20 protein-coding genes are annotated in these 25407 nt (G+C 33.8%); 11 read left to right on the forward strand and 9 right to left on the reverse strand.

Annotated elements, in window-relative coordinates:
• Window positions 1–8 precede the first annotated feature (8 nt).
• The 5 genes from FS85_RS0100005 to FS85_RS0100025 all read right to left on the reverse strand — a co-directional run bounded on the left by FS85_RS0100005 (window position 9) and on the right by FS85_RS0100025 (window position 7562).
• Window positions 9–683 carry an NAD(P)H-dependent oxidoreductase gene (locus tag FS85_RS0100005; RefSeq protein WP_010133870.1) on the reverse strand — a complete coding sequence of 225 codons (675 nt, stop codon included), beginning with the start codon at window positions 681–683 and terminating at the stop codon, window positions 9–11.
• Between the two features lie 181 nt (window positions 684–864).
• Window positions 865–2592: an alpha-amylase family glycosyl hydrolase gene (locus tag FS85_RS0100010; RefSeq protein WP_010133871.1), complete on the reverse strand. Its 1728-nt coding sequence runs from the start codon at window positions 2590–2592 to the stop codon at window positions 865–867.
• A gap of 4 nt (window positions 2593–2596) precedes the next feature.
• Complete coding sequence (locus FS85_RS0100015) at window positions 2597–3532, reverse strand: carbohydrate kinase family protein (protein WP_010133872.1); 936 nt, start codon at window positions 3530–3532, stop codon at window positions 2597–2599.
• Window positions 3533–3567: 35 nt separating this feature from the next.
• Entirely contained in the window at window positions 3568–4863 is a 1296-nt protein-coding gene (locus FS85_RS0100020; RefSeq protein ID WP_010133873.1) for an MFS transporter, read from the reverse strand.
• 101 nt (window positions 4864–4964) lie between these two features.
• The gene (locus tag FS85_RS0100025; protein WP_010133875.1) at window positions 4965–7562 is read right to left on the reverse strand and encodes a TonB-dependent receptor; all 2598 of its coding nucleotides are present in this window, start codon (window positions 7560–7562) and stop codon (window positions 4965–4967) included.
• 162 nt (window positions 7563–7724) lie between these two features.
• Between FS85_RS0100025 and FS85_RS0100030 the strand changes: the two genes are divergently transcribed.
• On the forward strand, window positions 7725–8762 hold the full coding sequence (locus tag FS85_RS0100030) for a LacI family DNA-binding transcriptional regulator (protein ID WP_010133876.1): 1038 nt from the start codon (window positions 7725–7727) through the stop codon (window positions 8760–8762).
• Here the strand turns inward: FS85_RS0100030 and FS85_RS0100035 are convergent.
• Both FS85_RS0100035 and FS85_RS0100040 read right to left on the reverse strand, forming a co-directional pair.
• Entirely contained in the window at window positions 8759–9472 is a 714-nt protein-coding gene (locus FS85_RS0100035) for a DUF3307 domain-containing protein (protein ID WP_010133877.1), read from the reverse strand. The two genes, FS85_RS0100030 and FS85_RS0100035, sit on opposite strands and share 4 nt — an antisense overlap.
• The gene (locus FS85_RS0100040) at window positions 9466–10068 is read right to left on the reverse strand and encodes a SatD family protein (RefSeq protein WP_010133878.1); all 603 of its coding nucleotides are present in this window, start codon (window positions 10066–10068) and stop codon (window positions 9466–9468) included. The genes FS85_RS0100035 and FS85_RS0100040 overlap by 7 nt, the downstream gene beginning before the upstream one ends.
• A gap of 294 nt (window positions 10069–10362) precedes the next feature.
• On the opposite strand from FS85_RS0100040, the gene FS85_RS0100045 reads away from it, so the two are divergent.
• On the forward strand, window positions 10363–10959 hold the full coding sequence (locus FS85_RS0100045) for a hypothetical protein (protein ID WP_010133879.1): 597 nt from the start codon (window positions 10363–10365) through the stop codon (window positions 10957–10959).
• Window positions 10960–10961: 2 nt separating this feature from the next.
• Here the strand turns inward: FS85_RS0100045 and FS85_RS0100050 are convergent, their stop codons facing one another.
• Window positions 10962–12113 (reverse strand): class I SAM-dependent methyltransferase, encoded by a 1152-nt coding sequence (locus FS85_RS0100050; RefSeq protein WP_010133880.1) that lies wholly within the window; start codon window positions 12111–12113, stop codon window positions 10962–10964.
• Between the two features lie 49 nt (window positions 12114–12162).
• Here FS85_RS0100050 and FS85_RS0100055 point away from each other — a divergent pair, with 49 nt between their 5' ends.
• The 6 genes from FS85_RS0100055 (at window position 12163) to FS85_RS0100080 (ending at window position 20002) form a co-directional block, all read left to right on the forward strand.
• Window positions 12163–12651: a hypothetical protein gene (locus FS85_RS0100055; protein WP_010133882.1), complete on the forward strand. Its 489-nt coding sequence runs from the start codon at window positions 12163–12165 to the stop codon at window positions 12649–12651.
• 4 nt (window positions 12652–12655) lie between these two features.
• A complete protein-coding gene (locus FS85_RS0100060; protein WP_010133884.1) occupies window positions 12656–13450 on the forward strand; it encodes a sialate O-acetylesterase in 795 nt (264 codons plus the stop codon).
• Between the two features lie 67 nt (window positions 13451–13517).
• Window positions 13518–14678, forward strand: coding sequence for a DUF1624 domain-containing protein (locus tag FS85_RS0100065; protein ID WP_262496218.1), 1161 nt, complete (start codon window positions 13518–13520; stop codon window positions 14676–14678).
• Window positions 14679–14772: 94 nt separating this feature from the next.
• Window positions 14773–18438 carry a phosphoribosylformylglycinamidine synthase gene (purL, locus tag FS85_RS0100070; protein WP_010133886.1) on the forward strand — a complete coding sequence of 1222 codons (3666 nt, stop codon included), beginning with the start codon at window positions 14773–14775 and terminating at the stop codon, window positions 18436–18438.
• A 98-nt stretch (window positions 18439–18536) separates the two neighbouring features.
• Window positions 18537–19124, forward strand: a complete 588-nt coding sequence (locus FS85_RS0100075) for a Crp/Fnr family transcriptional regulator (protein ID WP_010133887.1) — start codon at window positions 18537–18539, stop codon at window positions 19122–19124.
• A 74-nt stretch (window positions 19125–19198) separates the two neighbouring features.
• Window positions 19199–20002, forward strand: coding sequence for a type 1 glutamine amidotransferase domain-containing protein (locus FS85_RS0100080; RefSeq protein ID WP_010133888.1), 804 nt, complete (start codon window positions 19199–19201; stop codon window positions 20000–20002).
• A gap of 78 nt (window positions 20003–20080) precedes the next feature.
• Here FS85_RS0100080 and FS85_RS0100085 read toward each other — a convergent pair whose 3' ends face one another.
• Complete coding sequence (locus FS85_RS0100085; RefSeq protein WP_010133889.1) at window positions 20081–22714, reverse strand: valine--tRNA ligase; 2634 nt, start codon at window positions 22712–22714, stop codon at window positions 20081–20083.
• A gap of 121 nt (window positions 22715–22835) precedes the next feature.
• Here FS85_RS0100085 and FS85_RS0100090 point away from each other — a divergent pair, with 121 nt between their 5' ends.
• The 3 genes from FS85_RS0100090 (at window position 22836) to proC (ending at window position 25380) form a co-directional block, all read left to right on the forward strand.
• A complete protein-coding gene (locus FS85_RS0100090) occupies window positions 22836–23240 on the forward strand; it encodes a DUF1573 domain-containing protein (protein WP_029489160.1) in 405 nt (134 codons plus the stop codon).
• A gap of 123 nt (window positions 23241–23363) precedes the next feature.
• Window positions 23364–24563: a pyridoxal phosphate-dependent aminotransferase gene (locus tag FS85_RS0100095; protein ID WP_010133891.1), complete on the forward strand. Its 1200-nt coding sequence runs from the start codon at window positions 23364–23366 to the stop codon at window positions 24561–24563.
• A 25-nt stretch (window positions 24564–24588) separates the two neighbouring features.
• On the forward strand, window positions 24589–25380 hold the full coding sequence (proC, locus tag FS85_RS0100100) for a pyrroline-5-carboxylate reductase (RefSeq protein WP_010133892.1): 792 nt from the start codon (window positions 24589–24591) through the stop codon (window positions 25378–25380).
• Window positions 25381–25407 lie beyond the last annotated feature (27 nt).

Consider the following 25407-nt stretch of genomic DNA (forward strand, 5'->3'; position numbering starts at 1 on the left):
TTATATTTTTATTTCCAAGTTACAATATCTTCAAAATTTCTTCTAGACTTTGGAAATTCTGGCTCTGCTTTTCTGTAACCAAATGCAACCATGTAAGATAATCCATATTTATCTGTGTCTACACCAAATTTATCTCTTAACAAAGCTTCTGCTTTTTCTTGATGAAATCCTTCTATAGGACAACTATCAATTCCTGCCAAAGCAGCAGAAGTCATCATATTCCCCAAAGCAATATAGGTTTGTTTAGAAGCCCAATCAAACAGTTTTTGATCACTATCTAAATTAAAATCGCGTTCCTGAAACTCTCTATAAAACTTAGAATACATTTCAATAACCTCTGCGGGTAATTGCTTTACGTCTTTCATCATAGACATAATATAATCAGCATCGTGTTTTACCATCGGTGCTTTCATACTCAACCCTAAAATAAAGTGACTTGCAGTATCTAATTTTACAGGAGCACCCCATGCTACAGGCTTTAACATTTCTCTTAACTCTTTATCCTGAACAACCACAAAATGCCATGGCTCAAAACCAAATGAGCTTGGCGATAAATGAGCCGTTTCTAAAATAAACTTAATTTCTTCGTCGCTTAATTTTTTTGTAGCATCAAATTCTTTGGTTGCGTGTCTAAATTTAAACGCATTGATAATCTCTTTTTTGGAAATGTTAGGTGTACTCATAATTATATTTTTTTATTTGTTTCTGTTTTGCTTACAAAAGTAAAACCACACGCCTTTTTTTATACGGTACAAAAAAAGGAGATGTTGGTACAAATAAAGGTTTGGGCAAAAAAAAGGCTACTCAGAAAAATCCGAGCAGCACAACTAACAAGGTAAAATTACCGTCTAAACACAAAGTTTACTAAAATTTTAAATCAAAATTTTCACCTTCTTTGGTGTACTCTATATTTGCAGTAAATGTTTTCAACTCCACTTTTAAAGAAGCGTATTCATCTTTGTGTTTCCAAACAATATCTAACTGATGTTCTACTGTTTGTCTTACGTTTACTGTTCCTAAAAAAGCAGGATGCGTATTTCGTAATCGAATCAATTCCAATTGTTTTTGCACATATACATCTGATAAGCCTTGCTCTACCTCTACCAAACTCAACGTAGTTCGGTTAATTTCTTTATGACTATCTTTTCCTCCTTTTTCTACCGCCTTATAATCATTCGTTCCCATAAAAAGATCCAAATACCAAACTTGTGGAATTCCAGGCATAAACATTTGAATAGCTCTTGCTAGCAACATTTTAGACTTATTTTCCCCTAAAGCACTAAAAAATGTTGCATTTACCTGATAGTAAGAAATTTTTTTCCCAGATGGATCGTATAAATTTTTAACTCTACCTCCACGCTCCATAACAATGTTCATAATTTCTTCAATCTCAGAATCTTCAAGCAATCCTTTTTGGTACACCCCTTGTACCTCTTTTCCTTTCAAATCTAGCACTGGAATTCCATCATGACATCCCAACATATGTACTGTTTGGTATTTTTTTGCAATCACTTCTTTAATCCATTGGATCAATGCTGTACTCGATTGTTTTTCTAACGTATGTAGCATCAAACCTGGCAAAAAGAAATCGTATACTTTGTAGCCTTTATTAGCCACTTCTTCATGCAATCCCAATCCGTATTCTGCATGTATTTCTGGTAAAATTTCTAATTGGTGTTTTTTTGCAATGTTTTCAATTCGTTTTAAATAATTCCAAGTTCCAGGTTGGTTAAAAAAATTGGTTTGACCTATTTCTTTGTGCAAATAAGCAAAAGCATCTAAACGAAGGACTTTACATCCAAACTCACTTAACTTTTTCAACGTTTCATCATAAAACTCCCACACCATTTCTGATTGTGCATTTACATCCATTTGACCTAAGAAATGACTGTGTTGACGTACAATATTCTGAATTTTAGTATTGACTTCTGGAGCTACATCCAAATCCAATGTTTCAATAGCTTTTCCTTGTTCTATGGCTTGGTTGATGAGATTTACAATATTATTCTTCTGATTTTCTGACAATATATTAATAGATGCAAGTGCTGTTACTTCTATTTTTTGTGGGGTTATTTTTTGATAAAAAGTATTCCAATAAGGCTGTTCGGTTCCATCAGGAAAAGGTACTTTTAAAATAGGCAACCCCGATTTTCTCATAAATAATTTGTTTAAATAAGCTTGTTTAGGAATCACAATTCCTTCTTGATTTTTTTCTCCTTCTCCTTCCCAAAACTGATTCCAATTGATAAAAAAATCTTTGTATTTAGACTTATTTCCGTTTTTAAGCAAGTCTTTAAATTGAGGAGAGGCTACAGAGAGATGGTTCAACACAATATCAAATTTAAGCTTGATGTTAAGTGCTTCTAAAGCTTCTAAGTCTTCTTTAGAAACCAACTCTTTGTTAAGATCGTAATCAATAATAGAGAAACCTCTATCTAAATCGCTATTAAAAAAGGTGGGCAAAACATAAAATAATGAAAAAACATCTTTAAAAGCAGGTTTTTGCAATACTTTAACTAAGTCTTGCAGTTTAGTTCCTACACTGTCGGGGTATGCATTTAACATAACACCATTGCTCTGGCTTTGTTTCATTTTTTTACTTTTTTAGAGTTAACAGTTCTTTTATATTTTGTGGAATCCCACCTAGTGTTTGTAATTTAATTGCTGCTACTTGCAAGCCAAGTTGTACTGCAGTTTCTATAGATTGTTTTTGAGAATAAGCTTTTAGAAATCCAGACCAAAATGCATCACCAGCTCCAGTAGCATCTACAACTTTATCAATTTTTTTTGCAGGCATTTCTAAAATTTCTTTTCCTTTTTCTGACAATTTCACACCTTTTCCTCCAAGAGTCAAACAAACTATGTGCACCCCATGCTGATGAAAAAAATCAAAAATCTCTTGATGTGATAGATGACCACCAAACAAACGGGTTATATCGTCTTCACTGACTTTTACTAACGGATTGTAAGCACAATAACTTTTTACCACATCTAAAGGATCATTAGAACTGTCCCATACTTTTTCTGAATAATTAATGTCTATGCTTAACTGACATCCCAAATCATAAGCTTCTTTGGCTTTTTTAAGTATAGTAGCCTGTGCTTGTCCTTTGCTCAACGCAAAACAAGTGGTATGAAATATATTCGTATTCAACAATTTTTCTTTAGAAATCTGTGCCTCTTCTATGGCAAAATCTGCTTGCCTGTATGGAATAAAATCTGGGGTTTCGGTACTCTTTGAAACCAAAATAATACTGGTCGATTTGTCTTTCCACTCTTTTATATTTTGGGTAAAAACTCCTCTTTGTTTTAATTTTTCTAGTGCATAAGCTCCCAAGCCATCTTTACCCACAGCAGCAACCAGTACAGATTGCATTCCTAAGCTAGCACAATTAATGGCTACATTGGTTGGCGATCCTCCTAGGTAACGATGATAATCTCTTGTATTATCTATCATTACATCACTTTGATGACCAATAAAATCAATCAACAACTCACCCACACAAAGTATATCTATCAATTTTGATTTCATATTTCTTTTCTTTTAATGTTAAAATAAAGCTTTGCTTATTTCTTTTGGGTTTTAATCACAAGCGTACAAAAAGCACTCATTAACAGCAACACACCAGCAAAGGAAATAGCCTGACGTGGATCGTTGTCTAAAAAGTTTTTTAGAATATAACCAAAAGATACATTTTGTAGAATCATCGGAATTACAATCATCATATTGATAATTCCCATATACACTCCGTAACGTTCTTTAGGAATGTCTGCTACCACCATTAAATAAGGAATTCCCATCATACTAGCCCATCCAATACCAAAACCTGTGATGGCAAAAAACAACCATTCTTTTTGATCTATATGCGGAAATGCCAAAAAACCGATGGCTGCTAAAATCAAACAAACTGCATGAACCATTTTTGGACTGTATTTTTTAGCAAACCCTACCAGTACAAAAGCAACTAAAAAAGTAACAATATTGTACCATCCATTTACTAAACCTGTCCAACTAACGGCTTGCTCATAAGCAACTGGATTGCTTTTTGGGGTTGCATCCCAAACAGACAATGCGATACTTTTTGATGAATTTTGCCAATAACAAAACAAAGCATACCATTGAAACAAGTAAACCAAGGCCAGTTGCCACATCACTTTGGGCATGTCTCCAATGGCAGCAAAAATTTCTACCAAAGGTTCAAAAAAGCCTTTTTTTTCTTCTTTCATTCTTTTCAACTCTTCATTAGAAGGCGGAATTTCTTTTGTGGTCTTGATACTCCATAAAATCGACCCGATAGAACAAACAGCTCCTAAAAAGAATGAGGCATATACCCAAGTGGGTAAGGATCCTGTTTTACCAATAAAAATCATGGGAAAAATAAACAAAGACAAATTGGCTAACGTCTGACCAAAACCAGTAAAGAAACTTTGCATTTGAAAACCTAATGGCTGTTGTTCATCGTCTAATTTATCTGCAATAAAAGCTCTGTAAGGTTCCATTGCTGTATTATTTCCTGCATCTAAAATCCAAAGTAATCCGGCAGCCATCCACAAAGAACTACTAAAAGGAAAAGCCAATAAACACAAACTACATAATAGTGCCCCTATAAAAAAATAAGGCTTTCGTCTTCCAAATTTTGGATGCCATGTTTTGTCACTCATGGCTCCAATTACGGGTTGTACAAGTAATCCTGTTACGGGCCCAGCTAAATTTAGCAATGGAATTTCGTGCGGACTTGCTCCTAAAAAATCGTAAATAGGATTGACAGCGCTTTGTTGTAATCCAAAACTATATTGAATTCCAAAAAAACCTACATTCATATTTAGGATTTGCCAAAAACTTAGTTTTACTTTTTTTAACATTGCTTTGAGTTTAGTTGTGTAGTGTTTCTTTTGTTTTTCTTTTTGGAAAAAGGGTTGGATGGATGTTATCCAACCCTTTGCTTTTTTATTTTCTACGAGAACTAGAAGTTGTATTTTAAAGCCAAGCTTACTGATCTACCTGGTAATGTTCTTGCTCTTACATAATTGTCTTGTCCTTCTGTAATGCTACCTTCTTCTGCTTCAGTTACAGCGATGGTATCAAAAATATTGTTTACAGATAAGTTTGCATTTAAAGACTTTGTGATTGCGTAATTGATGAATCCACTAGCTACCACAAAACTTGGCATAACCAACTCATTATTGTCTTGAGCATAAGCTTTAGATTGTCCTACAAAGCTTAATCCTACAGAGTTTTGTTTTGTTTTTCCAAAGTTGTAAGATGGCATTAAATTGTAAATAAAATCTGGTTGTCTTCTAGGTTTGTTCCCTTCGTTTGCTCCAGAAGTAATCTCTGCATTGGTATAAGTTACAGCACTTCTTAAAGCAAAGTCACCAAAATTGTAAAATCCTTCCAATTCAACCCCCATAGATTTGTAATCATTCTCAATAATACTGTTTGTAGATGCTTCAAAACCTCCTTCTTCGTTAGTGGTTGCATAAAATGCAGTTGCATAAACAGCTCCTCTAGGCAAATTTCTTTTGTACCCTATTTCTCCTTGACTTAAAAAGTCTAAAGCATTGATTTTATCTCCATCTAAATAATTCAATCCACTAAACAAAATTCTATCTGCTTTGGCCGATGCCCCTTTACTGTATCTTGCAAAAACAGACTGGTCATCTGAAAATTTGTAGTTTACACCAAATGAGTAAGAAACATAATCGTAATCGTAATCTACAGCTGTTGGATTGGCATTATCAATAACATGAGCTGTTTGTTCTGGTGTAGAAATAGTTCCGTCTCCATTTACATCTATAGCACCTTCTTTACCTCCTGCAAAAGATCCACTTACTTTTCCCATGTCGTAACGTACGCTACCATCAATGGTTAGTTTATCGGTTGCATCAACAGAGACTTGAGCGTATGGTGCAGAAACATTGTATTGGGTATCGTAATTACGTTGCAAATTACCCCAAGCAGGTGTTCCGTAGTTCAACAATCCATTTTCACTTAATCCATCTACATTAATCAATCGTGCATTGTCATCATTTACTTCTTGTACATACGTGTTCCACAACCAAGACATAGAAATGTTTTGAATAGATTTAAAGTATCCTGCTGTAATACTTACCTTATTGATTGTTTTAGATAATCTTACATCGTTCATAAAGTTGTTAAAGTTGTTTAATTCTACGTCAAACATATGCACTCTACTCACCAAAGCATCATTTGCTACAGCGTTACCGCTATCTGTATAAGTAAGAGCACCTCCTAGTTTCGTAGCCATGTCTGCTCCTGTTCCTACACTTTCTATAAAAGGAGTTATAAAACTACCGCTGTTCATAGAAAAACGTCCATTGTTGGTTATTTTCCAATCGTTGTTTAAGTTAAAGCTTGCCTCTACACCTACTGCTGTCGAAACAGGATGCATTCCTTCGGTTACATTTCCTCTAGAGGTTTCGCCATTAGCACCTGTACGCAATGTTTGTGTTAAAAAAGCTGAATGCATAGAACCTCTTGTTGCACTAAAGTTTGGAGCATCAGACCAATTAGGATCATTGTTAGTTCCAGAAACTTTAATTGGAACAGGCATGTAAGCAGCAGCTCTATCATTTAGATATTTTGCATACAAACGTACGTGACCATTGTCAAACTTTTTCTTTAAGCTTAACTTTAACTGTCCTCCATTATTCGCCGTAAATCCAGTATTTCTAATTCCCTCTCCTACTCTATAAAAACCTCCAGCATGTAAAAACAAGTTGTCTCCTACTTTGGTTCCATAGTCAAAATCTGTTCTAAAAGAATTGTAATCTACTCCGAAAGTTGTTCCAATGGCTCCTCCTTCATTTTCTCCAGTTTTACTAATAATATTAATAATTCCTCCGGGTCCGTTAGAAGTTAATGTAGATGCAGATCCTCCACGAATCGCTTCTATTTTGGCAACATTGTTATCAAATCTTGTAAAAATATCTGCTGTACCAAAAGCAATATCACCATAAAGTAACACTGGCAATCCATCTTCTTGTAACTGTACATATTTAGAACCTCCTGAAGAAATAGGAACCCCTCTTACTGCAATGTTAGAGTTTCCTTCTCCTCCTGAAGATTCTGAACGAATTCCTGGTATAGTTCTAAAAATTTCTGCAGTAGACCTAGGTGCAGACTGAGTGATTGCAGAAGGTTTCATAGTGGTTACAGAAACACTAGACTCAATTTTTGACTTGGGAGTAGAAACCCCCGTAATAATAATCTCATCAAGAGACTCTGCACTTTCTTGCATTGTAAAATTAAACTTTTGGGTACCGCCCGTTACATTTACTTTTTTTGATACTTCTTTGTAACCAACAAAAGAAACATGCAATACCTGATTACCTTCTGCAACATTGGTAATGGTATAAGTACCGTTAAAGTCTGTAACAGAACCTTGATTGGTTCCTTTTACAATTACGCTAACTCCCAATAAAGGTTCTCCCAGTTGATCTTTTACAGTTCCTGTAATTGTTGACTGTGCAACAACCGTAGAAACCGAAAATAGTAGTAGAAATACGATTCCCAATTTAAAATGTGTAAAATTTTTCATACGATTAAATTTTAGTTATTAATTAAGTTATCTGTTGTTTTTTTACCAAAACTACAATGATTCACTAATTAAAATGAATATTTGAAAACGAAAACGATTTCGATTTAACCGAAATCGTTTTCGACTCGTTTTTTTTAATATATTTATCATAAAAACAAAAAAATGCCTATCACATTAAAAGAAATTGCCGAAAAATTAAACATATCTGTAACAACCGCATCCAAAGCTCTTAAAGACTATGCTGATGTAAGCCCCAAAACCAAAGCTAAAGTAAAAGCTTTGGCAAAAGAATTAAATTATCAACCAAATGCTTTTGCTGTTCATCTAAGAACTAAAGAATCTAAAACCATAGGTGTTATTATTCCAGAAGTGGTGCATCACTTTTTTTCGAACGTAATCCGTGGAATTATTTCTGAAGCTGAAAAAAAAGGATATTTAGTTATTATTTTACAGTCTAATGAATCTTATGACATGGAAAAAAAACAACTTGAATTATTGATGAAGCAACAAGTAGATGGAGTATTAATATCTCTTGCAAATGGTACAAATAATTTTGACCACATTAAAAAAGCAATACAGCAAAACAAACCTGTGGTAATGTTTGATAAAATTGCCAAAGTTGTAAATTGTTCTAAAATTATTATCAATGACATTGATGCTGCCTACAATGCCACCAAACATTTGATTGATATTGGATGTAAAAAAATAGCTCACTTTAGAGGACCGTTGTTACCTCAAAACTCAATAGATCGGTTTATTGGGTACAAACGTGCTTTAGAAGATCATGATATGAAATACGATCCATCGTTGGTGTATTTGTGTGAATGTGGTGACAATAGTTTTGAAGAGGGAAAAATAAACGCTCAACAATTACACCAAGATTTTAATGATGTAGATGGAATCTTTATCAACACCGACTTGGTAGCTATTGGAGCAATTACAGCCTTTCAGGAGCTTGGGGTTAATATTCCCAACGATATTGCTATTGTAGGTTTTAGCAACTGGTTTATGTCTACCGTTATCACACCATCTATCAGCACTATAGATCAACCGGGTTACGCAATGGGACAAACGTCTTTTAACCAACTGTACAAAGAAATTAAAGCACAAAAATATGGAGACTATGTTGAACCAGAAACAATCACTTTAAAAACCGAATTATTAAAACGTGGATCTACACAAAAAACAATTTGCAACTAAATCTTTGTCTCCCAATAATTGTAAAGCAAACCAATCAACATTGCTATTCCAAAGCTTAAGAAAGTACCTATTAAAATATATTCTGTTAGTTGCCTATCTTTTGCTTTGGTTAAATCTCCAAAACGAAAGATAGATTTTGCTGCTAAAATAAAACCAATAGCTTTCCATTGTCCTACAACCACAAAAGTAAACACAAATAGCCTTTCTAACATACCTATATACTTACCTGCGTTTTGCAGCCCTCCTTCTTTATTGATTTGCTTTACATCTTTGTTCCAAAAACTAAAAATTACCTTCAGAACTACAGAGGCTACAGCAGTAACACAGACCAAACACAAAAGAAGTAAACAATTTTTATTAGTCAGCATATTCTGCCAATCAAAAGACCATTCATTCCACACTATTGCCACAGCAACAATACTTATTAGATGTAATAATTGATCTACAAAAAACATCATTCTTTTTTGCTCTTTACTACTATACAATTTAAATACATCAATTAAAAAATGAAAAACTGTAAGTACAGCAACTACCCCAACATATTGTTTTTGAAACCCCGTAAATATTACCATTAATAAGGCATGCACAAGGGTATGCAAATACAAATATTTTGATTTAATTTTCTGTTTTTCTTTGTCCTTTACCCAATAGGTAAACTGAAAGACAAAATCTCCTAAAAAATGTGCGGTAAGTAGTTTTAAAATCAACATCTTTTTTCTATTTCTTTTTCATAAAACAAAATGCATTTTCGTATTTGGTCATATCCTGATTTTTTTAGGCTATAACTCACATTGCTTTGCTTTTTGTTTAGTAGCTCTGCTATTTCTATTTGTTTTAAATTTGGATAAGCTAATTGTTTATGAATTACCTCTGCCATTGTAGGTTTCCAATAATCCATAGTCAACGTAGCCAAATCTAACATAATTTCTAAAACATTATTTAAATCGGACCAAGGGCTTTTAATAACTAGTGTTTGTTTTTTAAGTTCCTCGAAAGCTTCGCCAGAATTTACAAACGCAGGACCATTAGAACTTGTTACTTTATTAGAATAATAGGTTACTTCTCCCAATCCAATAGCAATTCTTACATCTAAATTAGAGATTTGTTTTATCATTGCTTTTATCAATACGGCCTGATTTAAAGCTTCTTTAGCATCTAGTAGTATCTGAAAACTATCTCCTCTAAAAATCTCCCAACATGTGTATTCTTTTCCAATACTTTCTAAAGCTTCTCTTAATTTAGAGAGCCATATTTCGGAATTAATTTTTCTTGAATTTATAAGATCTGCAGTGATAACAGCTTTCATAATTTTGTTTTTAATACAACGACCTTTTTTATATGACAATTAACATATATATCAATTTATATTCTTTTTATCATATAAAAACAAATATATACTATTTAGCATATAAAAACAAGATACTTAGATTTTAATTATAATTTTAAGTATATTGCCCTTGCATTATCTTAACAATTGCTAAAACAAACACAGCGTTTCAAATTTATAAATCAATTATAAATAAATCAACATAACTATAAATGCATGTGTATATAGACTGCACATAAAACATCTATTTTTGAAAAGAAGAAAGGAAAAAGTATGGAGTCGTTTTTAAATATTATAACCAATGCTTGTCTAAAAGAAGACGAACTTGATAAAAACTGCAAATTAGTTGTAAAAAAACTAAGAAAGCTAAACCTTACACCTATCTGGAACTCAGAAAACAATCATCAAATGATGGAAAATGTAGGAGATTGGGAGTATTATGTTATTAAAAACACGCAGCCCAGTTTTGTTGAGTTTGACAGTCCTTTTGAAATTTGTTTCAGTACGTATCAAAATATTACGGTAATGAGTACTGTAATCAAATACAAAACTATTTACGAAGATACTCCTAAAGATTTTTTTCAAAATTTTAGAAAAAATGTATATGCCATATTAAAAATTATAGGAGGCACAGAAGCTATCTTACTAAACAGTAATCCAGAGCATAAATTTAACTTTTACTTAAATCTTGCTCATCAGAATAAAAGTTACGACTTTATAAAAAAACTAATGATTGATGAATTTGGGTTGCCTAAAACAACGTATTCACAACTTAGCAAATCACCTAAAGAAAGAACCAGAGAGTTTTTTTTAGATGATTTTAGTGATTTAAAATCTAAGGAGCTACAAGCGCACCTTCCTTTTTTGTAATCTTAGACCTGTTTTTCTAGGTAGTGAAAATCTATTTGATATTGATTTTTTAAATCTTGTATTTTTTTATCAATTTCGTTAACTGCTGCTTTTTTGTTTGTTTTAGAGCCTACTAACATTACGTTTTTACGAGTGTGTTCATTAGAAATAAATTCAAACACCTTGGTCGAATACTGATTTTTTTCTAAAATTAAAGCACGTATTGTGTCTGTAATCATTTCAAACTGACGTTCTTTAAAAATACCATACTTTAACAAGGGGCTTTCTTGTGTTTTACCTTTAATTTGTTGGCGTATCTGTTTATGACAACACGGAGCACAAATAACCAAGCTGGCATTGGCAACAATTCCTTTGGCAATGGCATCATCGGTAGCGGTGTCACAAGCATGCAATGCAATTAGGATGTCTATTTTTTTATTTTCGTAATCCTGAATCATTTTACTTTCAAAAGCCAACTCATCAAAACCACATTTTTTAGCTATTTGATTACAGTAACTAACCAACCTTTCTCTTAACTCTATTCCAGTAACAGAAACTTCTTTATTTCTGTCGTTTTTTAAATAATCATACAAAGCAAATGTTAAATAACCTTTACCAGATCCCATGTCTACAATTTGTATTTTTTTGGGCAATTGAACACCGCTTATCAAACCTTCAATTATTTCTAGATACTTGTTTATTTGTCTGTACTTATCAGCCATTTTAGGAATCACATTTCCCTCTTTATCGGTTACTCCTAAATGAAATAAATAGTTTTTATTTGCAGCTCTTTTTTCTTTGGGTCTATCGTGGGTTTCTGGAAGTTTGTTGGTAAAACTTGGAGCCGCTTTTTTTAGGGTGATGGCTTTCTTTTTTGATACAAAAATTTGCACATCCTCTTGCAGTGTAAAAATTACAGCATATCTAAATGTATGTGTTAGTAGGGTTGCTATTTCTTGTAGCACCTCATCAAAACTATAGTTTTTTACTACATCGTTAGTTTTATTTCGATACGTAAATTGAAATTTCTGCTGATTTTGAATCGTAACCAATCGGATGTATACATTTCTTAGCCCTTCATTTTTTCGCAAAGGCTTGCTTAATGTAATTTTAACAAAAGTGTGTTGTGCAAGGCTTTTTGCAATTTCTTCTTGTAGGCTTTCTAATTTTTCCATAACACAAAAATAACCTTTAATAACGAGTCAAAAAACTTATTTTTGCACTATGAAAAAATTATTGCTTTACACGTATTTAATGCTCTCTTGTTCTTATTTCTTTGCACAAGAAAAAAAATGGAAAGTAGATTTAGGAACTTCGTTGTTTAATTTGAATGAAAGTTTTACCAATGTCTTTTTTTTAAACAATTCTAGCCCTATCTATGTGGGAGTAAAATACAAAGATGCATTTCGTGTTGAGTCTATCATCAACTTAACCCTTGCAAACACAGATAATTTTGGAATACTATCCTCTAGAGGTTCTATTGCTTTTAGTGCCGATTGGTTTCATCCTTTGGCAAAAAAGATGGCAATTTATTATGGTCCAAAAATAGGATTTAACAGCAACGAGACCAAACTAGTTAACGCACATATTGCAGGAGAATATCAGTTTTATAAAAATTTTTCTATCAGTACCGAAATCGGTTTGAATTATATTATGGAATACACTGAATATTTACAAACAACAAGCAGTATTATTCTTCGATTTTATTTCTAATCCTGTGAAAAGAGTCGCTACATTTTTAACTGCCATTACACTGAGTTCTTGTCAGCTATTAACAGAAGATTTTCATGAATCTTTTGATATTTTTGTGATTGCAGGACAATCCAATACCAACTCGGGAAAAGGATTGAACTACAAAATAGACCAACCTGATGCTAATATTTTACAATTGGGAAGAAACTATCCTTATGATTACTTAATCATTCCCGCAAAAGAACCTTTACAGCATCATACTTCTAATAAAAATCAAATAGGTTTTGGGTTGACTTTTGCCAAACTTTACAACAAACATACAAATCCTAGCAAAAAAACTATTTTAATTATTCCTTGTGGATACGGTGGTACTTCTTTACAAAAAGATTGGACTTTTGATGGATATTTATACAATGACATGATAGAAAGGATACAAAAAACTTTAGAAAAATATCCAGGAAGTCAACTAAAGGCTCTTTTATGGCATCAAGGAGAATCTGATGTAAACCATCCCAAGTACGACCAATTACTAGATCAATTTATTCATCAAACACGTAAAGATTTAAAAGTTAATTTACCTGTAATTGTTGGGGGTATGGTTCCTTTTTGGGTGTCTAAAAGCGAAACCAGAACAATACAACAAAATATTATTAAAAACACCCCTTATCGTGTAGATAATGTGGGGTATGCAGATCCAGAAATTCCTTTTGTTATTCAAAAAGAAGATAATTTTTTTGATGAAATTCACTACGATGCTCCAGGCCAAAGAGAATTGGGAAAAAGATATTATACAGCATACAAAAACTTAATTCAACCGTAGATTTTTTTCTGTAATTTTGTAACCAACAAAACAAACCAATCTTATCAAAACCAACAGATTAACCGCTATAGATAGTTTGCGATCTATTGCGATACTTATGGTGTTAGAAGGGCATTTTATAACCCATAGTTTGCAAACGCAGTACCGAGATGATTCCAATCCAATTTATGCAACTTGGAAATTTACTCGTGGCCTAACCGCTCCCCTATTTCTTTTTATATCGGGGCTTATTTTTACGTTTCTATTACTTAAAAACCCTATACAATCTTATCTAAACCCTAGGGTAAAAAAAGGATTTAAAAGAGGGCTTTTGCTAATTTTTTTAGGTTATTTGTTACAGTTAAATTTGTATACTTTCTTTTTTGAAGACAAAAAATTATGTACCGATTTGTTTCAAATTTTTCACATTTTACAGTGTATTGGAACTAGCTTGATTCTTGTACTATTTATATATTTAATCAACTTATATTGGTTAAAACTGCCTTTTGCCTTTGTTTGTATTATTTTAGGTAGTCTTATTTTTTTAACCACTCCAACTCTGCAAGCAGGCAATTACAAAGCATTACACCGTTGCATAGAAAACATTTTAATTGTAAGTAAAAACACAGAACTAAAAACTTCTGTATTCCCATTGTTCCCTTGGACAGGATTTGTTTTTATGGGAGCAGGACTAGGTAGTCTTGTGTTTAAATATAGAGAGCAATTTTACCAGTTAAAATTCTTAGCTATCTTGTTTTGTATAGGATTAATTTTAGATCGCTTTTACTATAACTTTCTTACGGGTTTGTGGCTAATCAATCCTTTTTCTAGCCTACAAAACTTTAGTTTTATTTACGAATTTGCCCGTTTGGGACAAATTATGATGGTTTTTTCTTGCTTTGTTTACCTACACCAACATCAAAATAAGTTTAAAAAATACGTTAAATGGATACCATGGAATAGAGGCTTGTTTCTTAAAATAGGTCAGAACACACTAAGTATATTTGTATTGCACGTAGTACTTTTATACCAAGGTTTTTTGGGATGGAAAATTAATGAACTTATTCAAAATAAACTAAGTCCTTGGCCTGCAATCTTAGGAGCTTTGCTGTTTATAAGCCTATTTGTTTTTTGGGTGCATTACTTAGATTTTATAAAACAAATCCCAGCTAAAACCTACAAAAAACTGTATGTTAGCTATTTAAAGCTTAAACGGGCAAAATATCGTCAACGCAGTTTTGGTGTATGATGACTTGATAATATTTACTTAACACATAAGCGTTTTAAGACTTGAATTTCTTAAATTTGCGATTTAAATAAATTTTGAACAAACTTCATTTATAATGATCTTATTCTTTCAAAAAAATGTGACTGTTTTTGCAGTACAAACTTCCGCTCAATCCAAAGAAAATATTCAAAAATTAGAATGGTTATTTGGAAACGCATCACAAGTAAATACTGAATCTTTAGAAGGTGTTTTTATAGGACCTAGAAAAGAAATGATAACTCCATGGAGTACCAATGCTGTAGAAATAACTCAGAACATGAGTATCACTGGTATTGAAAGAATAGAGGAATTTTTCTTAGCTACCGATAACAACCCAACCATCGATCCTATGTTGCAAAAAATATACAACGGATTGGATCAAAACATCTACACAATAGATGTACAGCCACAACCTATTTTAGAAATTGAAGACATTGCTGCTTTTGATCAACAAGAAGGTTTGTCGCTAAGCGAGGATGAAATTAACTATTTGGAAAAGTTAGCGACCAAATTAGGAAGAAAATTAACTGACTCTGAAGTATTTGGATTTTCCCAAATAAACTCAGAACATTGTCGTCACAAAATATTTAACGGTACTTTTATTATTGATGGTGAAGAAAAAGAAACGTCTTTGTTTAAGCTAATCAAAAAAACATCGCAAGAAAATCCGAACGGAATTGTATCTGCCTACAAAGATAATGTAGCATTTGTAAAAGGACCCAAAGTAGCTCAGTTTGCACCCAAATCTGCCGATAAACCTGACTTTTACGAAAATAAAGACTACGACTCGGTAATTTCTTTAAAAGCAGAAACTCATAACTTCCCTACCACTGTAGAGCCTTTTAATGGTGCCGCTACAGGTTCTGGTGGAGAAATTAGAGACCGTTTGGCAGGAGGCCAAGGTTCTTTGCCATTGGCAGGAACTGCAGTATATATGACTTCTTACTCTAGATTAGAAGCAAACAGACCTTGGGAAAACTTACAAGAACGCAATTGGTTGTACCAAACTCCAATGGATATTCTTATCAAAGCATCAAACGGTGCTTCAGATTTTGGAAATAAATTTGGTCAGCCTTTAATATCTGGATCGTTGTTAACTTTTGAACATCAAGAAGAAAAAAACGAATCGGATTTAAGAAAATTAGGTTTTGACAAAGTAATTATGCAGGCCGGAGGGATTGGTTATGGTAAAAAGGAACAAGCCCTTAAACACGAGCCCGAAGCTGGAGACAAGATAGTAATTTTAGGAGGAGACAATTACCGAATTGGAATGGGGGGTGCTGCAGTGTCTTCGGCCGATACAGGTGAAATGGAATCTGGAATTGAATTGAATGCCGTACAGCGTTCTAACCCTGAAATGCAAAAACGTGCTGCCAATGCTATTCGTGGTATGGTAGAAAGCGATGTAAACCCAATCGTTTCTATTCACGATCATGGAGCAGGTGGACACTTAAATTGTTTGTCTGAATTGGTAGAAGAAACAGGAGGTCATATTGATTTAGATGCTTTGCCTGTAGGAGATCCTACCCTATCTGCCAAAGAAACCATCGGAAACGAATCGCAAGAGCGAATGGGATTGGTCATCAAAGAAGAAAATATTGATTACTTAAACCGTGTTGCTGAACGTGAGCGTTCACCTATGTACACGGTAGGAGATGTTACTAACGACAATGTATTTAAGTTTGAAGGTAAAAAGTCAGGATTAAAACCCATGGATTTGAACTTGAATGATATGTTTGGTTCATCACCCAAAACTTATATGAATGATACTACTATTACTAGAAGTTACAAGGACGTTAACTACAGCAATGACGATATTTTAAAAAACTTAGAAACTGTATTACAACTAGAAGCTGTAGCTTGTAAAGACTGGTTAACAAACAAAGTAGACAGATGTGTAGGTGGAAAAGTAGCCAAACAACAGTGTACAGGACCTTTGCAGTTGCCTTTAAACGATGTAGCTGTGATGGCCTTAGATTACAATGGCAAAGAAGGAGTTGCAACCTCTATAGGACATGCTCCTGTAGCTGCTTTGATTGATGAAACTGCTGGTTCTCGTAATGCTATTGCCGAATGTTTAACCAACTTGGTTTGGGCTCCTTTAGAAGAAAAACTGCAATCAGTATCTTTGTCTGCCAACTGGATGTGGCCTTGTAAAAATCAAGGAGAAGATGCACGTTTGTACAATGCTGTAAAAGCTGTTTCTGATTTTGCAATCGACTTAGGAATCAACATTCCAACAGGAAAAGATTCTTTGTCTATGAAACAAAAATACCCTAATGAAGAGGTAATTGCACCCGGTACTGTAATTATATCTTCGGTAGGACATTGTAACGACATCAACAAAGTGGTAGAGCCTACTTTTACCAAACAAGAGGGAAATAGTATTTACTATGTAGATTTCTCTTCTGATGCTTTTCAATTAGGAGGCTCTTCTTTTGCACAAGCCGTAAACAAAATTGGGGCAACAGCTCCCGATGTGAAAAATGCAGCTCAATTCAAAAAAGCGTTTAACACTGTACAAGAATTAATTGCCAAAGACTTGCTTACTGCAGGTCACGATATTTCTGCAGGTGGTTTGATAACAACTTTGTTAGAAATGTGTTTTGCTGATATAGATTTAGGAGCTACCATAGATGTTTCAGCATTGGGAGAAACCGACACTACCAAAGTTTTGTTTTCTGAAAATGCAGGTGTTGTAATCCAGACGCTAAAAGCCGCAGAAATTGAAACTATTTTATCACAGGCTGGACTTAAATTTCATAAAATAGGTACTGCTGTAGAAGGAAACCGTTTGAACTTAGTAAACAGCACCTACAAAAACTCTTTTGATGTAGCTGCTCTAAGAGATACTTGGTTTAAAACCTCTTACTTATTAGATAAAAAACAATCTGGAGAAACAAAAGCAACCGAAAGGTTTGATAACTATAAAAATCAACCTTTAACCTATAACTTCCCTTCACAATTCACAGGAAAAATCCCTGAGGTAAAAGGCAAAAAACCTGTTGCTGCCGTATTAAGAGAAAAAGGATCTAACTCAGAACGAGAAATGGCCAATGCCCTATACTTGGCAGGGTTTGAAGTAAAAGACGTACACATGACCGATTTGATTTCAGGACGTGAAACGTTAGAAGAAGTTCAGTTTTTAGCAGCTGTAGGAGGTTTTTCTAACTCCGATGTTTTAGGATCTGCCAAAGGATGGGCAGGAGCTTTCTTATACAACCCAAAAGCCAAAGCAGCTTTAGACAACTTTTTTGCACGTAAGGATACCTTGTCTTTGGGAATTTGTAACGGATGTCAATTATTTATTGAATTAGGTCTCATCAACCCTGACCATGCAGAAAAACCTGTGATGGAACATAACGATTCTCATAAACATGAATCTGGTTTTACTTCTGTTACAATTCAACAAAACAACTCCGTGATGCTAAGCAGTTTAGCCAATAGTACATTAGGTGTATGGATTTCTCATGGAGAAGGAAAATTTAACCTGCCATATGCCAAAGATCAATACAATTTGGTAGCAAAATACGGTTACGAAGGTTATCCATCAAACCCTAACGGTTCTACTTACAACACAGCTATGATGACCTCTAAAGACGGACGTCATTTGGTGATGATGCCACACATAGAACGTTCTATTTTTCAATGGAACTGGCCTTACTATCCAACAGAGAGAAAAGATGAAGTTTCTCCTTGGTTAGAAGCTTTTGTGAACGCAAAAAACTGGTTAACAAAATAAAGATTTGTTACGTATTACAACACAACTCTCTCGAAACTATAATCCGAGAGAGTTTTTTATTTTGATACCTTTACCTTTAATAAAAAGCACTGTCGTAAATGTATGATCTAGAAAAAAACACATTATTGTCCGTTTTTGATCCTTTGAGTTTTTCTGAAAAAGAATTGCAAACAATACAGTCTTGTTTGGAAAAAATTAGCTTAAAAAAAGGTAGCATGATTTTAACTTCTAACGAAGTAGTTTACGAGCAATACTATGTGCAAACGGGATGTCTAAGAACCTTTTATTTAGACAAATCTGGAAAAGAACACACCTTGCAATTTGCTATAAATGATTGGTGGATTAGCGATTACACAGCTTTTTTCAATACTCAAAAATCTATTCTAAACATAGAGGCTATACAAGATGCAACATTGTTTAAATTAACAAGAGCAGATCAAGAAAAGCTTTATCAAGAAATTCCAAAAATAGAAACCTTTTTTAGGAAAAAGATGGAAAAAGCCTTCTCTAGCTTTCAAAAAAGAATTTTAGAAAACCTGTCTTTAACAGCCAAAGAACAGTATTTATCTTTTATTTTTAAATATCCTAATATAGAACAAAACGTTAAAAACTATCATATAGCTTCGTATTTAGGAATTACAACAGAATCTCTTAGTCGCATTCGTAAAGAATTGTCCAGCTCTTGATTTTTTACCATACATCAATTTTTATTTTCTAACATCGACTTAATTTTGTTTTATCATTATAAAAAAGAAATAAAATGAAAAAAGTTGTTATTGCTTTTGTCTTTGTTGTAGGGTTAATTTCTTGTGGAAAAAACACTCAAAAGAAAACAACAAATCAGAAAGAAAACACATTGTCTAACACAGAAAAAAAAGAACACATGAAACACGTATTATTTGTACTTACAAGTCACGAAGATTTAGGAAATACTGGACACAAAACAGGTTTTTGGATAGAAGAATTTGCTGCACCTTACTATTTATTAAAGGATAAAGGGGTAAAAATTACCCTTGCTTCTCCTAAAGGAGGACAACCACCTATAGATCCAAAAAGTAACGAGCCAGAATCTCAAACTCCTGCTACAAAAAGATTTAAGGATGATACTGAAACACAACAAATACTAGCCAAAACTTTAAAACTATCGGAAGTAAAAGCGAGTGATTATGATGCTGTATTTTATCCAGGAGGACACGGTCCTTTATGGGATTTGGCAACAGATGAACATTCTATTTCTTTAATAGAGAGTTTTTACCATAGTAACAAACCTGTAGCGGCTGTTTGTCATGCTCCAGCGGTTTTTAAAGAAACTAAAAAAGCAGATGGATCTCCGCTAGTAAAAGGAAAAAAAGTAACTGGTTTTACAAACTCTGAAGAAGCTGCGGTAGAATTGACCAATGTAGTTCCGTTTTTAGTGCAAGATATGCTAGAAAAAAACGGAGGTATTTACTCTAAAAAAGACGATTGGCAAAAGCACGCTGTGCAGGATGGTTTATTAATTACTGGACAAAATCCTGCTTCTTCTGAATTAGTAGCTGAAATGCTATTGGAAGAATTAAAATAAGGCTTTGAAAAGTTATAAAAAAGGGGGATTTGAAAATATTTTCAAATCCCCCTTTTTTTTATTCATATAAACAAGAATCTAATTTAGTGAATTGATACTTGTTTCTAAAGTTTCTATTTTTGCCAACGCATCGGCTTCCTTTTTCTTTTCTGCTGCCACGACTTGTTCTGGTGCATTGTTTACAAATCGTTCGTTAGACAGTTTTTTTTGTACAGACTTTAAGAAACCTTGTGTGTACGTTAATTCCTCTTTTAGTTTAAGCAACTCTGCTTCTATATCAATTGCTCCAGTCATAGGAATAAAGTACTCGTTTGATTTCACACGAAAACTCAACGCTCCGTCTACTGCTGTTGTTACGTAAGTTAGATTGGCTAGATTTCCCATTTTTGCAATAACTGCATCAAACTGTTTGGAACTATCATCGTTATTTAAAACAGACAAATCGATCGTTTCTTTGAACGAGATGTTTTTCTCTTTTCTGATGGTTCTGATTCCTGAGATCACCTCTTTTGCTATGTCAAAATCTGTTATTAAAGAAATATCATAGTTTGTTGATGCTGGATATTTGGCAATAATAAGTGCTTCTTCTGTGGTTCTTTTAGTAATTAATTGCCAAATTTCTTCGGTTAAATGTGGCATAAAAGGATGTAAAATTTTCAAGTTGTCTTCTAAAATTTCTACCACTGCTGCATAGGTTTTGGCATCCATTGGCGAACCAAATGCTGGTTTTACCATTTCTAAGAACCAAGAACAGAAATCATCCCAAATCAACTTATATATACTCATCAGAGAATCACTCAAACGGTACTGTTCAAAATTAGCATCAATCTCTGTTAATGTTTTTTGAAACTTAGCTTTGTACCATTTAATTGCTACTACTGAGGTTTCTGGTTGAGCTTCTTCTTGGGCTACCTTCCATCCTTTGATTAATTTAAAGGCATTCCATATTTTGTTAGCAAATTTTTGTCCTTGTCCACATAGTTCTTCATCAAACATCAAATCATTACCTGCAGCAGAACTCAACAACAAACCAACTCTTACACCATCTGCACCGTATTGTTTCATCAACTCAATAGGATCAGGAGAATTACCCAAAGATTTAGACATTTTACGTCGTTGCTTATCTCTAACAATTCCCGTAAAATACACATTGCTAAAAGGTTTGTTGTTTCTAAACTCATATCCAGAAAAAATCATTCTAGCCACCCAAAAGAAAATAATATCAGGGCCTGTCACCAAATCGTTGGTTGGGTAATAATAGTTTATTTCTTCATTGTCTGGCTCATTAATTCCGTTAAACACAGAAATTGGCCACAACCATGCTGAAAACCAAGTATCTAAAGCATCACTTTCTTGTTTTAAATCAGCAAGAGTTAACGTTGCATTTCCTGTTTTTTCTTGTGCCAAAGGTAGTGCTTCTTCTATAGAAGTTGCTACCACAAAGTCCTCAACACCCTCTCCATAAAAAAAGGCTGGAATTTGATGCCCCCACCACAATTGACGTGAAATGTTCCAATCGCGAATATTTTCTAACCAATGACGATACGTGTTGTTGTATCGTTTTGGGTAGAATTTAATGTCTTCATCTTTTAATACAGCATCTAAGGCAGGCTTTACAATTTCTTCCATACGCAAAAACCACTGAGCCGAAATTTTAGGTTCAATCACAGCTTTGGTTCTTTCAGAAGTCCCTACTTTATGCATGTGTTGTTCTACTTTTACCAAAGCTCCTATTTCTTCTAGTTCTTTGGTAATTTCCTTACGTACTACAAAACGATCTTTTCCTTGGTAATGCAAGCCGTTTTCGTTTAAACTAGCATCATCATTAAAAATATCAATAACTTCTAGGTTGTGTTTTTCTCCCAACTCCTTATCATTAGGATCATGAGCTGGGGTTATTTTTAAACAACCTGTACCAAATTCCATATCTACATAAGCATCTTCTATAATAGGAATTGCACGATTTGCAATAGGTACAATAGCTTTTTTTCCTTTTAAATGTGTATACCTTTCATCATCAGGATTGATACAAATGGCAGTATCTCCTAACAAAGTTTCTGGTCGGGTGGTTGCAATGGTAACTACCTCGTCCGCACCTTCTATTGGATAGTTAATATGGTAAAAGTTTCCTTGTTTTTCTTCGTAAATTACCTCTTCATCAGACAACGTAGTTTTGGCTTCGGGATCCCAGTTTATCATACGATATCCACGATAAATGTCTCCTTTGTTGTACAAATCCACAAATACTTTGGTTACCGATTTGCTAAGATCTTCTTCCATAGTAAAACGGGTACGCTCCCAATCACAAGAAGCTCCAAGTTTTTTTAGCTGTTCTAAGATAATTCCTCCATGTTTATCAGTCCACTCCCAAGCATGTTTTAAAAACTCTTCTCGTGTTAAATCTTCTTTATTGATGCCTTCACTTTTTAACTTGGCAACTACTTTAGCTTCTGTAGCAATAGATGCATGATCTGTTCCTGGAACCCAACAAGCATTGTAACCGCGCAAACGAGCTCTACGAATCAATACATCTTGGATGGTATTGTTTAGCATATGCCCCATATGCAATACTCCTGTTACATTTGGCGGAGGAATGACTATCGTATAAGGTTCTTTATCGTTGGGAGTTGAATGAAAATAGTTGTTTTTCATCCAGTAATCGTACCACTTCTCTTCTACCGCAGTAGCATTGTAAGTATTTGGAATGCTCATTTTTTACTGTATTAATTAATCAGGTGAGCAAAAATACAAATATCCTTATGACTAAAAAAAATACGGTATGATTATTGAAAGTTTGAATAATAAATTTAATTTTACTAAAAATTTAATCATCATGAAAAAATTACTTTTTACTATATGCTTAGCGATTTTGCCAGCATTGACTTTTGCTCAATATGCCAATCCTAAAAGCGAAGAGGCTGCAATGAATGCAAAAATGGAGTTTGAAACTGAAGTGATTGACTATGGAACTATTGCTAGGAACTCTGATGGTGTTCGTCACTTTGTGTTTGAAAACACAGGAAGTGCTCCGTTAATTATTAAAAGCGTAAAAGGAAGCTGTGGATGTACTGTACCTACCAAACCTGAAAAACCAATTATGCCTGGTGAAACTGGAGAAATTAAAGTAAAATACGACACAAAAAGAGTCGGTCGTTTTACCAAAACAGTAACCATTGTTTCTAATGCATCAACCAAACCGAAAGTGGTAAGAATTAAAGGAGAGGTTTTAAAAGACTAAATTCTTAACCCTAAAATACATCAAGCTGCTTAATTGAATTAAGCAGCTTTTTTTATACTGATGCGCAACAAATATTGTAGTTTTGCTGCATTTTTAAACCTAATTTAATACAAAACATAAATAATGCTAAGAGTTTCTAACAAAGGTCGTGCTATTCCAGAGTCTCCAATTCGTAAATTGGTTCCTTATGCAGAAGCCGCCAAGAAACGTGGTACTGAAATATTTCATCTAAACATAGGGCAACCCGATATAAAAACACCCAAAGTTGCTTTGGATGCTATACGAAATTTTGATATGGACGTTTTAGAATACTCCACATCAAACGGATCAGAACAATACCGAAATAAGTTGGTAGATTATTATCAAAAACACAATATTAAACTAACCAACGAACAAATTTTAGTAACAACAGGTGGCTCCGAAGCTTTGTATTTTACCATTGCAAGTATTACAGATCCTCAGGATGAAATCATTATTCCAGAGCCATTTTATGCCAATTACACCAGTTTTTCTATAGCAGCTGGTGTTAATGTTATTCCTATTAATACTCGTATAGAAAACGGATTTGCTTTGCCTAAAGTGGATGAATTTGAAGAACTCATCACCCCAAGAACCAGAGCTATTTTAATTTGTAATCCAGGAAACCCAACAGGAACTTTATATTCCAAAGAAGAAATTAGGCAACTAAAAGAACTGGTGGTAAAATACGATTTATTCTTGATTGCTGATGAAGTATATAGAGAGTTTGTCTATACAGAAGAGGGTCATTATTCTATTATGGAAGAGAAAGGTATGGATAAAAATGCCATTATGATAGACTCAACCTCTAAGAGATACAGTATGTGTGGAGCAAGAGTAGGATGTGTTGTTTCTAGAAATCCAGAACTTATAAGCACTGTCATGAAAATGGCACAATCTAGATTATGCCCTCCTACCATAGCACAAATTGCAGCCGAAGCCGCATTAGAAACTCCACAAAGTTATTTTGATGAAGTAAAAGCAGAATATGTAGAACGAAGAAATATTTTGATAGAAGAACTTCAAAAAATTAAAGGAGTTACTGCAGTAAAACCCAATGGAGCTTTCTATTGTTTAGTTGAACTACCTGTTAAAAATGCAGATCATTTTGCGAAATGGTTGTTAGAAAGTTACGAAAATAACGGAGAAACTGTTATGGTAGCTCCAGGAAGTGGTTTTTACTCTACTCCTAATATTGCACTTAATCAAGTACGTATTGCTTATGTGCTAAAAAAAGAAAAATTAATCCGTGCTGTGGCAATTCTAAAGGATGCTTTAGAAAAGTACAATGCACAAGAATTTTAACTATAAATACCTAAACACAATTTTTATGAAAAAAATAGTTGTTATTGGAGGTGGAAACATGGGTTTCACCTACGCAGAAGGAATTTACAACGCAGCAATTGCCAATATCCAAATTATTGACAAATCTGAAGACCGTGTGGCTGAAATCAATGCCATGAATAAGATGAAAGCAACAACTGGTTATGATGCTTTAAAAGATGCTGATATTATCTTTTTAGCCATCAAACCACAAATAGCTCCTTTGGTTTTTAACGATATTAAAACAATTGTAAACACACAACAATTGTTTGTATCAGTAATGGCAGGTATGACTATTGAAACCATTCAGAAAGGACTAGGAATTGACAAAGTAATTCGATGTATGCCAAACTTACCCGCTTCTATTCAATTGGGAATGACCACCTATGTGGGTTCTAAAGAAGTTGCTAAAGAAAATTTAGACTTGGTAGGTACTATTCTAAAATCTACCGGAAAAGCTTTTGAAGTTACTAATGAAGATATGATTGACAATACTACTGGAATTTCAGGAAGTGGTTCTGCTTATATTTTCTATTTTATGAATGCAATGGCAGATGCTGCCGAAGAAATAGGTTTTAATCGTGAAGAAGCCAAAACATTGGTTTCTCAAACTTTTGAAGGTGCGGTAGAACTGTATAAGCGCAACGACATTTCTTTAGAAGAATGGATGAATAGAGTTGCTTCTAAAGGAGGAACAACACGTGCTGCCCTAAACAGTTTTGACGACAACAAAGTTCACGATTTAATTAAAGAAGGTGTTTCTGCTTGTATTCACAGAGCTAAAGAACTAGGGGCTTAATTTTAAAATAAATTTTCCCTATAAAAA

Origin of the sequence: Ochrovirga pacifica, from assembly GCF_000220525.1 — a bacterium.
GTDB classification, from domain to species: domain Bacteria; phylum Bacteroidota; class Bacteroidia; order Flavobacteriales; family Flavobacteriaceae; genus Ochrovirga; species Ochrovirga pacifica.

Coding starts and splice junctions, on each gene's coding strand:
- FS85_RS0100005 (WP_010133870.1), bottom strand. CDS start 683: ATGAGTACACCTAACATTTCCAAAAAAGAGATTATCAATGCGTTTAAA.
- FS85_RS0100010 (WP_010133871.1), bottom strand. CDS start 2,592: ATGAAACAAAGCCAGAGCAATGGTGTTATGTTAAATGCATACCCCGAC.
- FS85_RS0100015 (WP_010133872.1), bottom strand. CDS start 3,532: ATGAAATCAAAATTGATAGATATACTTTGTGTGGGTGAGTTGTTGATT.
- FS85_RS0100020 (WP_010133873.1), bottom strand. CDS start 4,863: ATGTTAAAAAAAGTAAAACTAAGTTTTTGGCAAATCCTAAATATGAAT.
- FS85_RS0100025 (WP_010133875.1), bottom strand. CDS start 7,562: ATGAAAAATTTTACACATTTTAAATTGGGAATCGTATTTCTACTACTA.
- FS85_RS0100030 (WP_010133876.1), top strand. CDS start 7,725: ATGCCTATCACATTAAAAGAAATTGCCGAAAAATTAAACATATCTGTA.
- FS85_RS0100035 (WP_010133877.1), bottom strand. CDS start 9,472: ATGTTGATTTTAAAACTACTTACCGCACATTTTTTAGGAGATTTTGTC.
- FS85_RS0100040 (WP_010133878.1), bottom strand. CDS start 10,068: ATGAAAGCTGTTATCACTGCAGATCTTATAAATTCAAGAAAAATTAAT.
- FS85_RS0100045 (WP_010133879.1), top strand. CDS start 10,363: ATGGAGTCGTTTTTAAATATTATAACCAATGCTTGTCTAAAAGAAGAC.
- FS85_RS0100050 (WP_010133880.1), bottom strand. CDS start 12,113: ATGGAAAAATTAGAAAGCCTACAAGAAGAAATTGCAAAAAGCCTTGCA.
- FS85_RS0100055 (WP_010133882.1), top strand. CDS start 12,163: ATGAAAAAATTATTGCTTTACACGTATTTAATGCTCTCTTGTTCTTAT.
- purL (WP_010133886.1), top strand. CDS start 14,773: ATGATCTTATTCTTTCAAAAAAATGTGACTGTTTTTGCAGTACAAACT.
- FS85_RS0100075 (WP_010133887.1), top strand. CDS start 18,537: ATGTATGATCTAGAAAAAAACACATTATTGTCCGTTTTTGATCCTTTG.
- FS85_RS0100080 (WP_010133888.1), top strand. CDS start 19,199: ATGAAAAAAGTTGTTATTGCTTTTGTCTTTGTTGTAGGGTTAATTTCT.
- FS85_RS0100085 (WP_010133889.1), bottom strand. CDS start 22,714: ATGAGCATTCCAAATACTTACAATGCTACTGCGGTAGAAGAGAAGTGG.
- FS85_RS0100090 (WP_029489160.1), top strand. CDS start 22,836: ATGAAAAAATTACTTTTTACTATATGCTTAGCGATTTTGCCAGCATTG.
- FS85_RS0100095 (WP_010133891.1), top strand. CDS start 23,364: ATGCTAAGAGTTTCTAACAAAGGTCGTGCTATTCCAGAGTCTCCAATT.
- proC (WP_010133892.1), top strand. CDS start 24,589: ATGAAAAAAATAGTTGTTATTGGAGGTGGAAACATGGGTTTCACCTAC.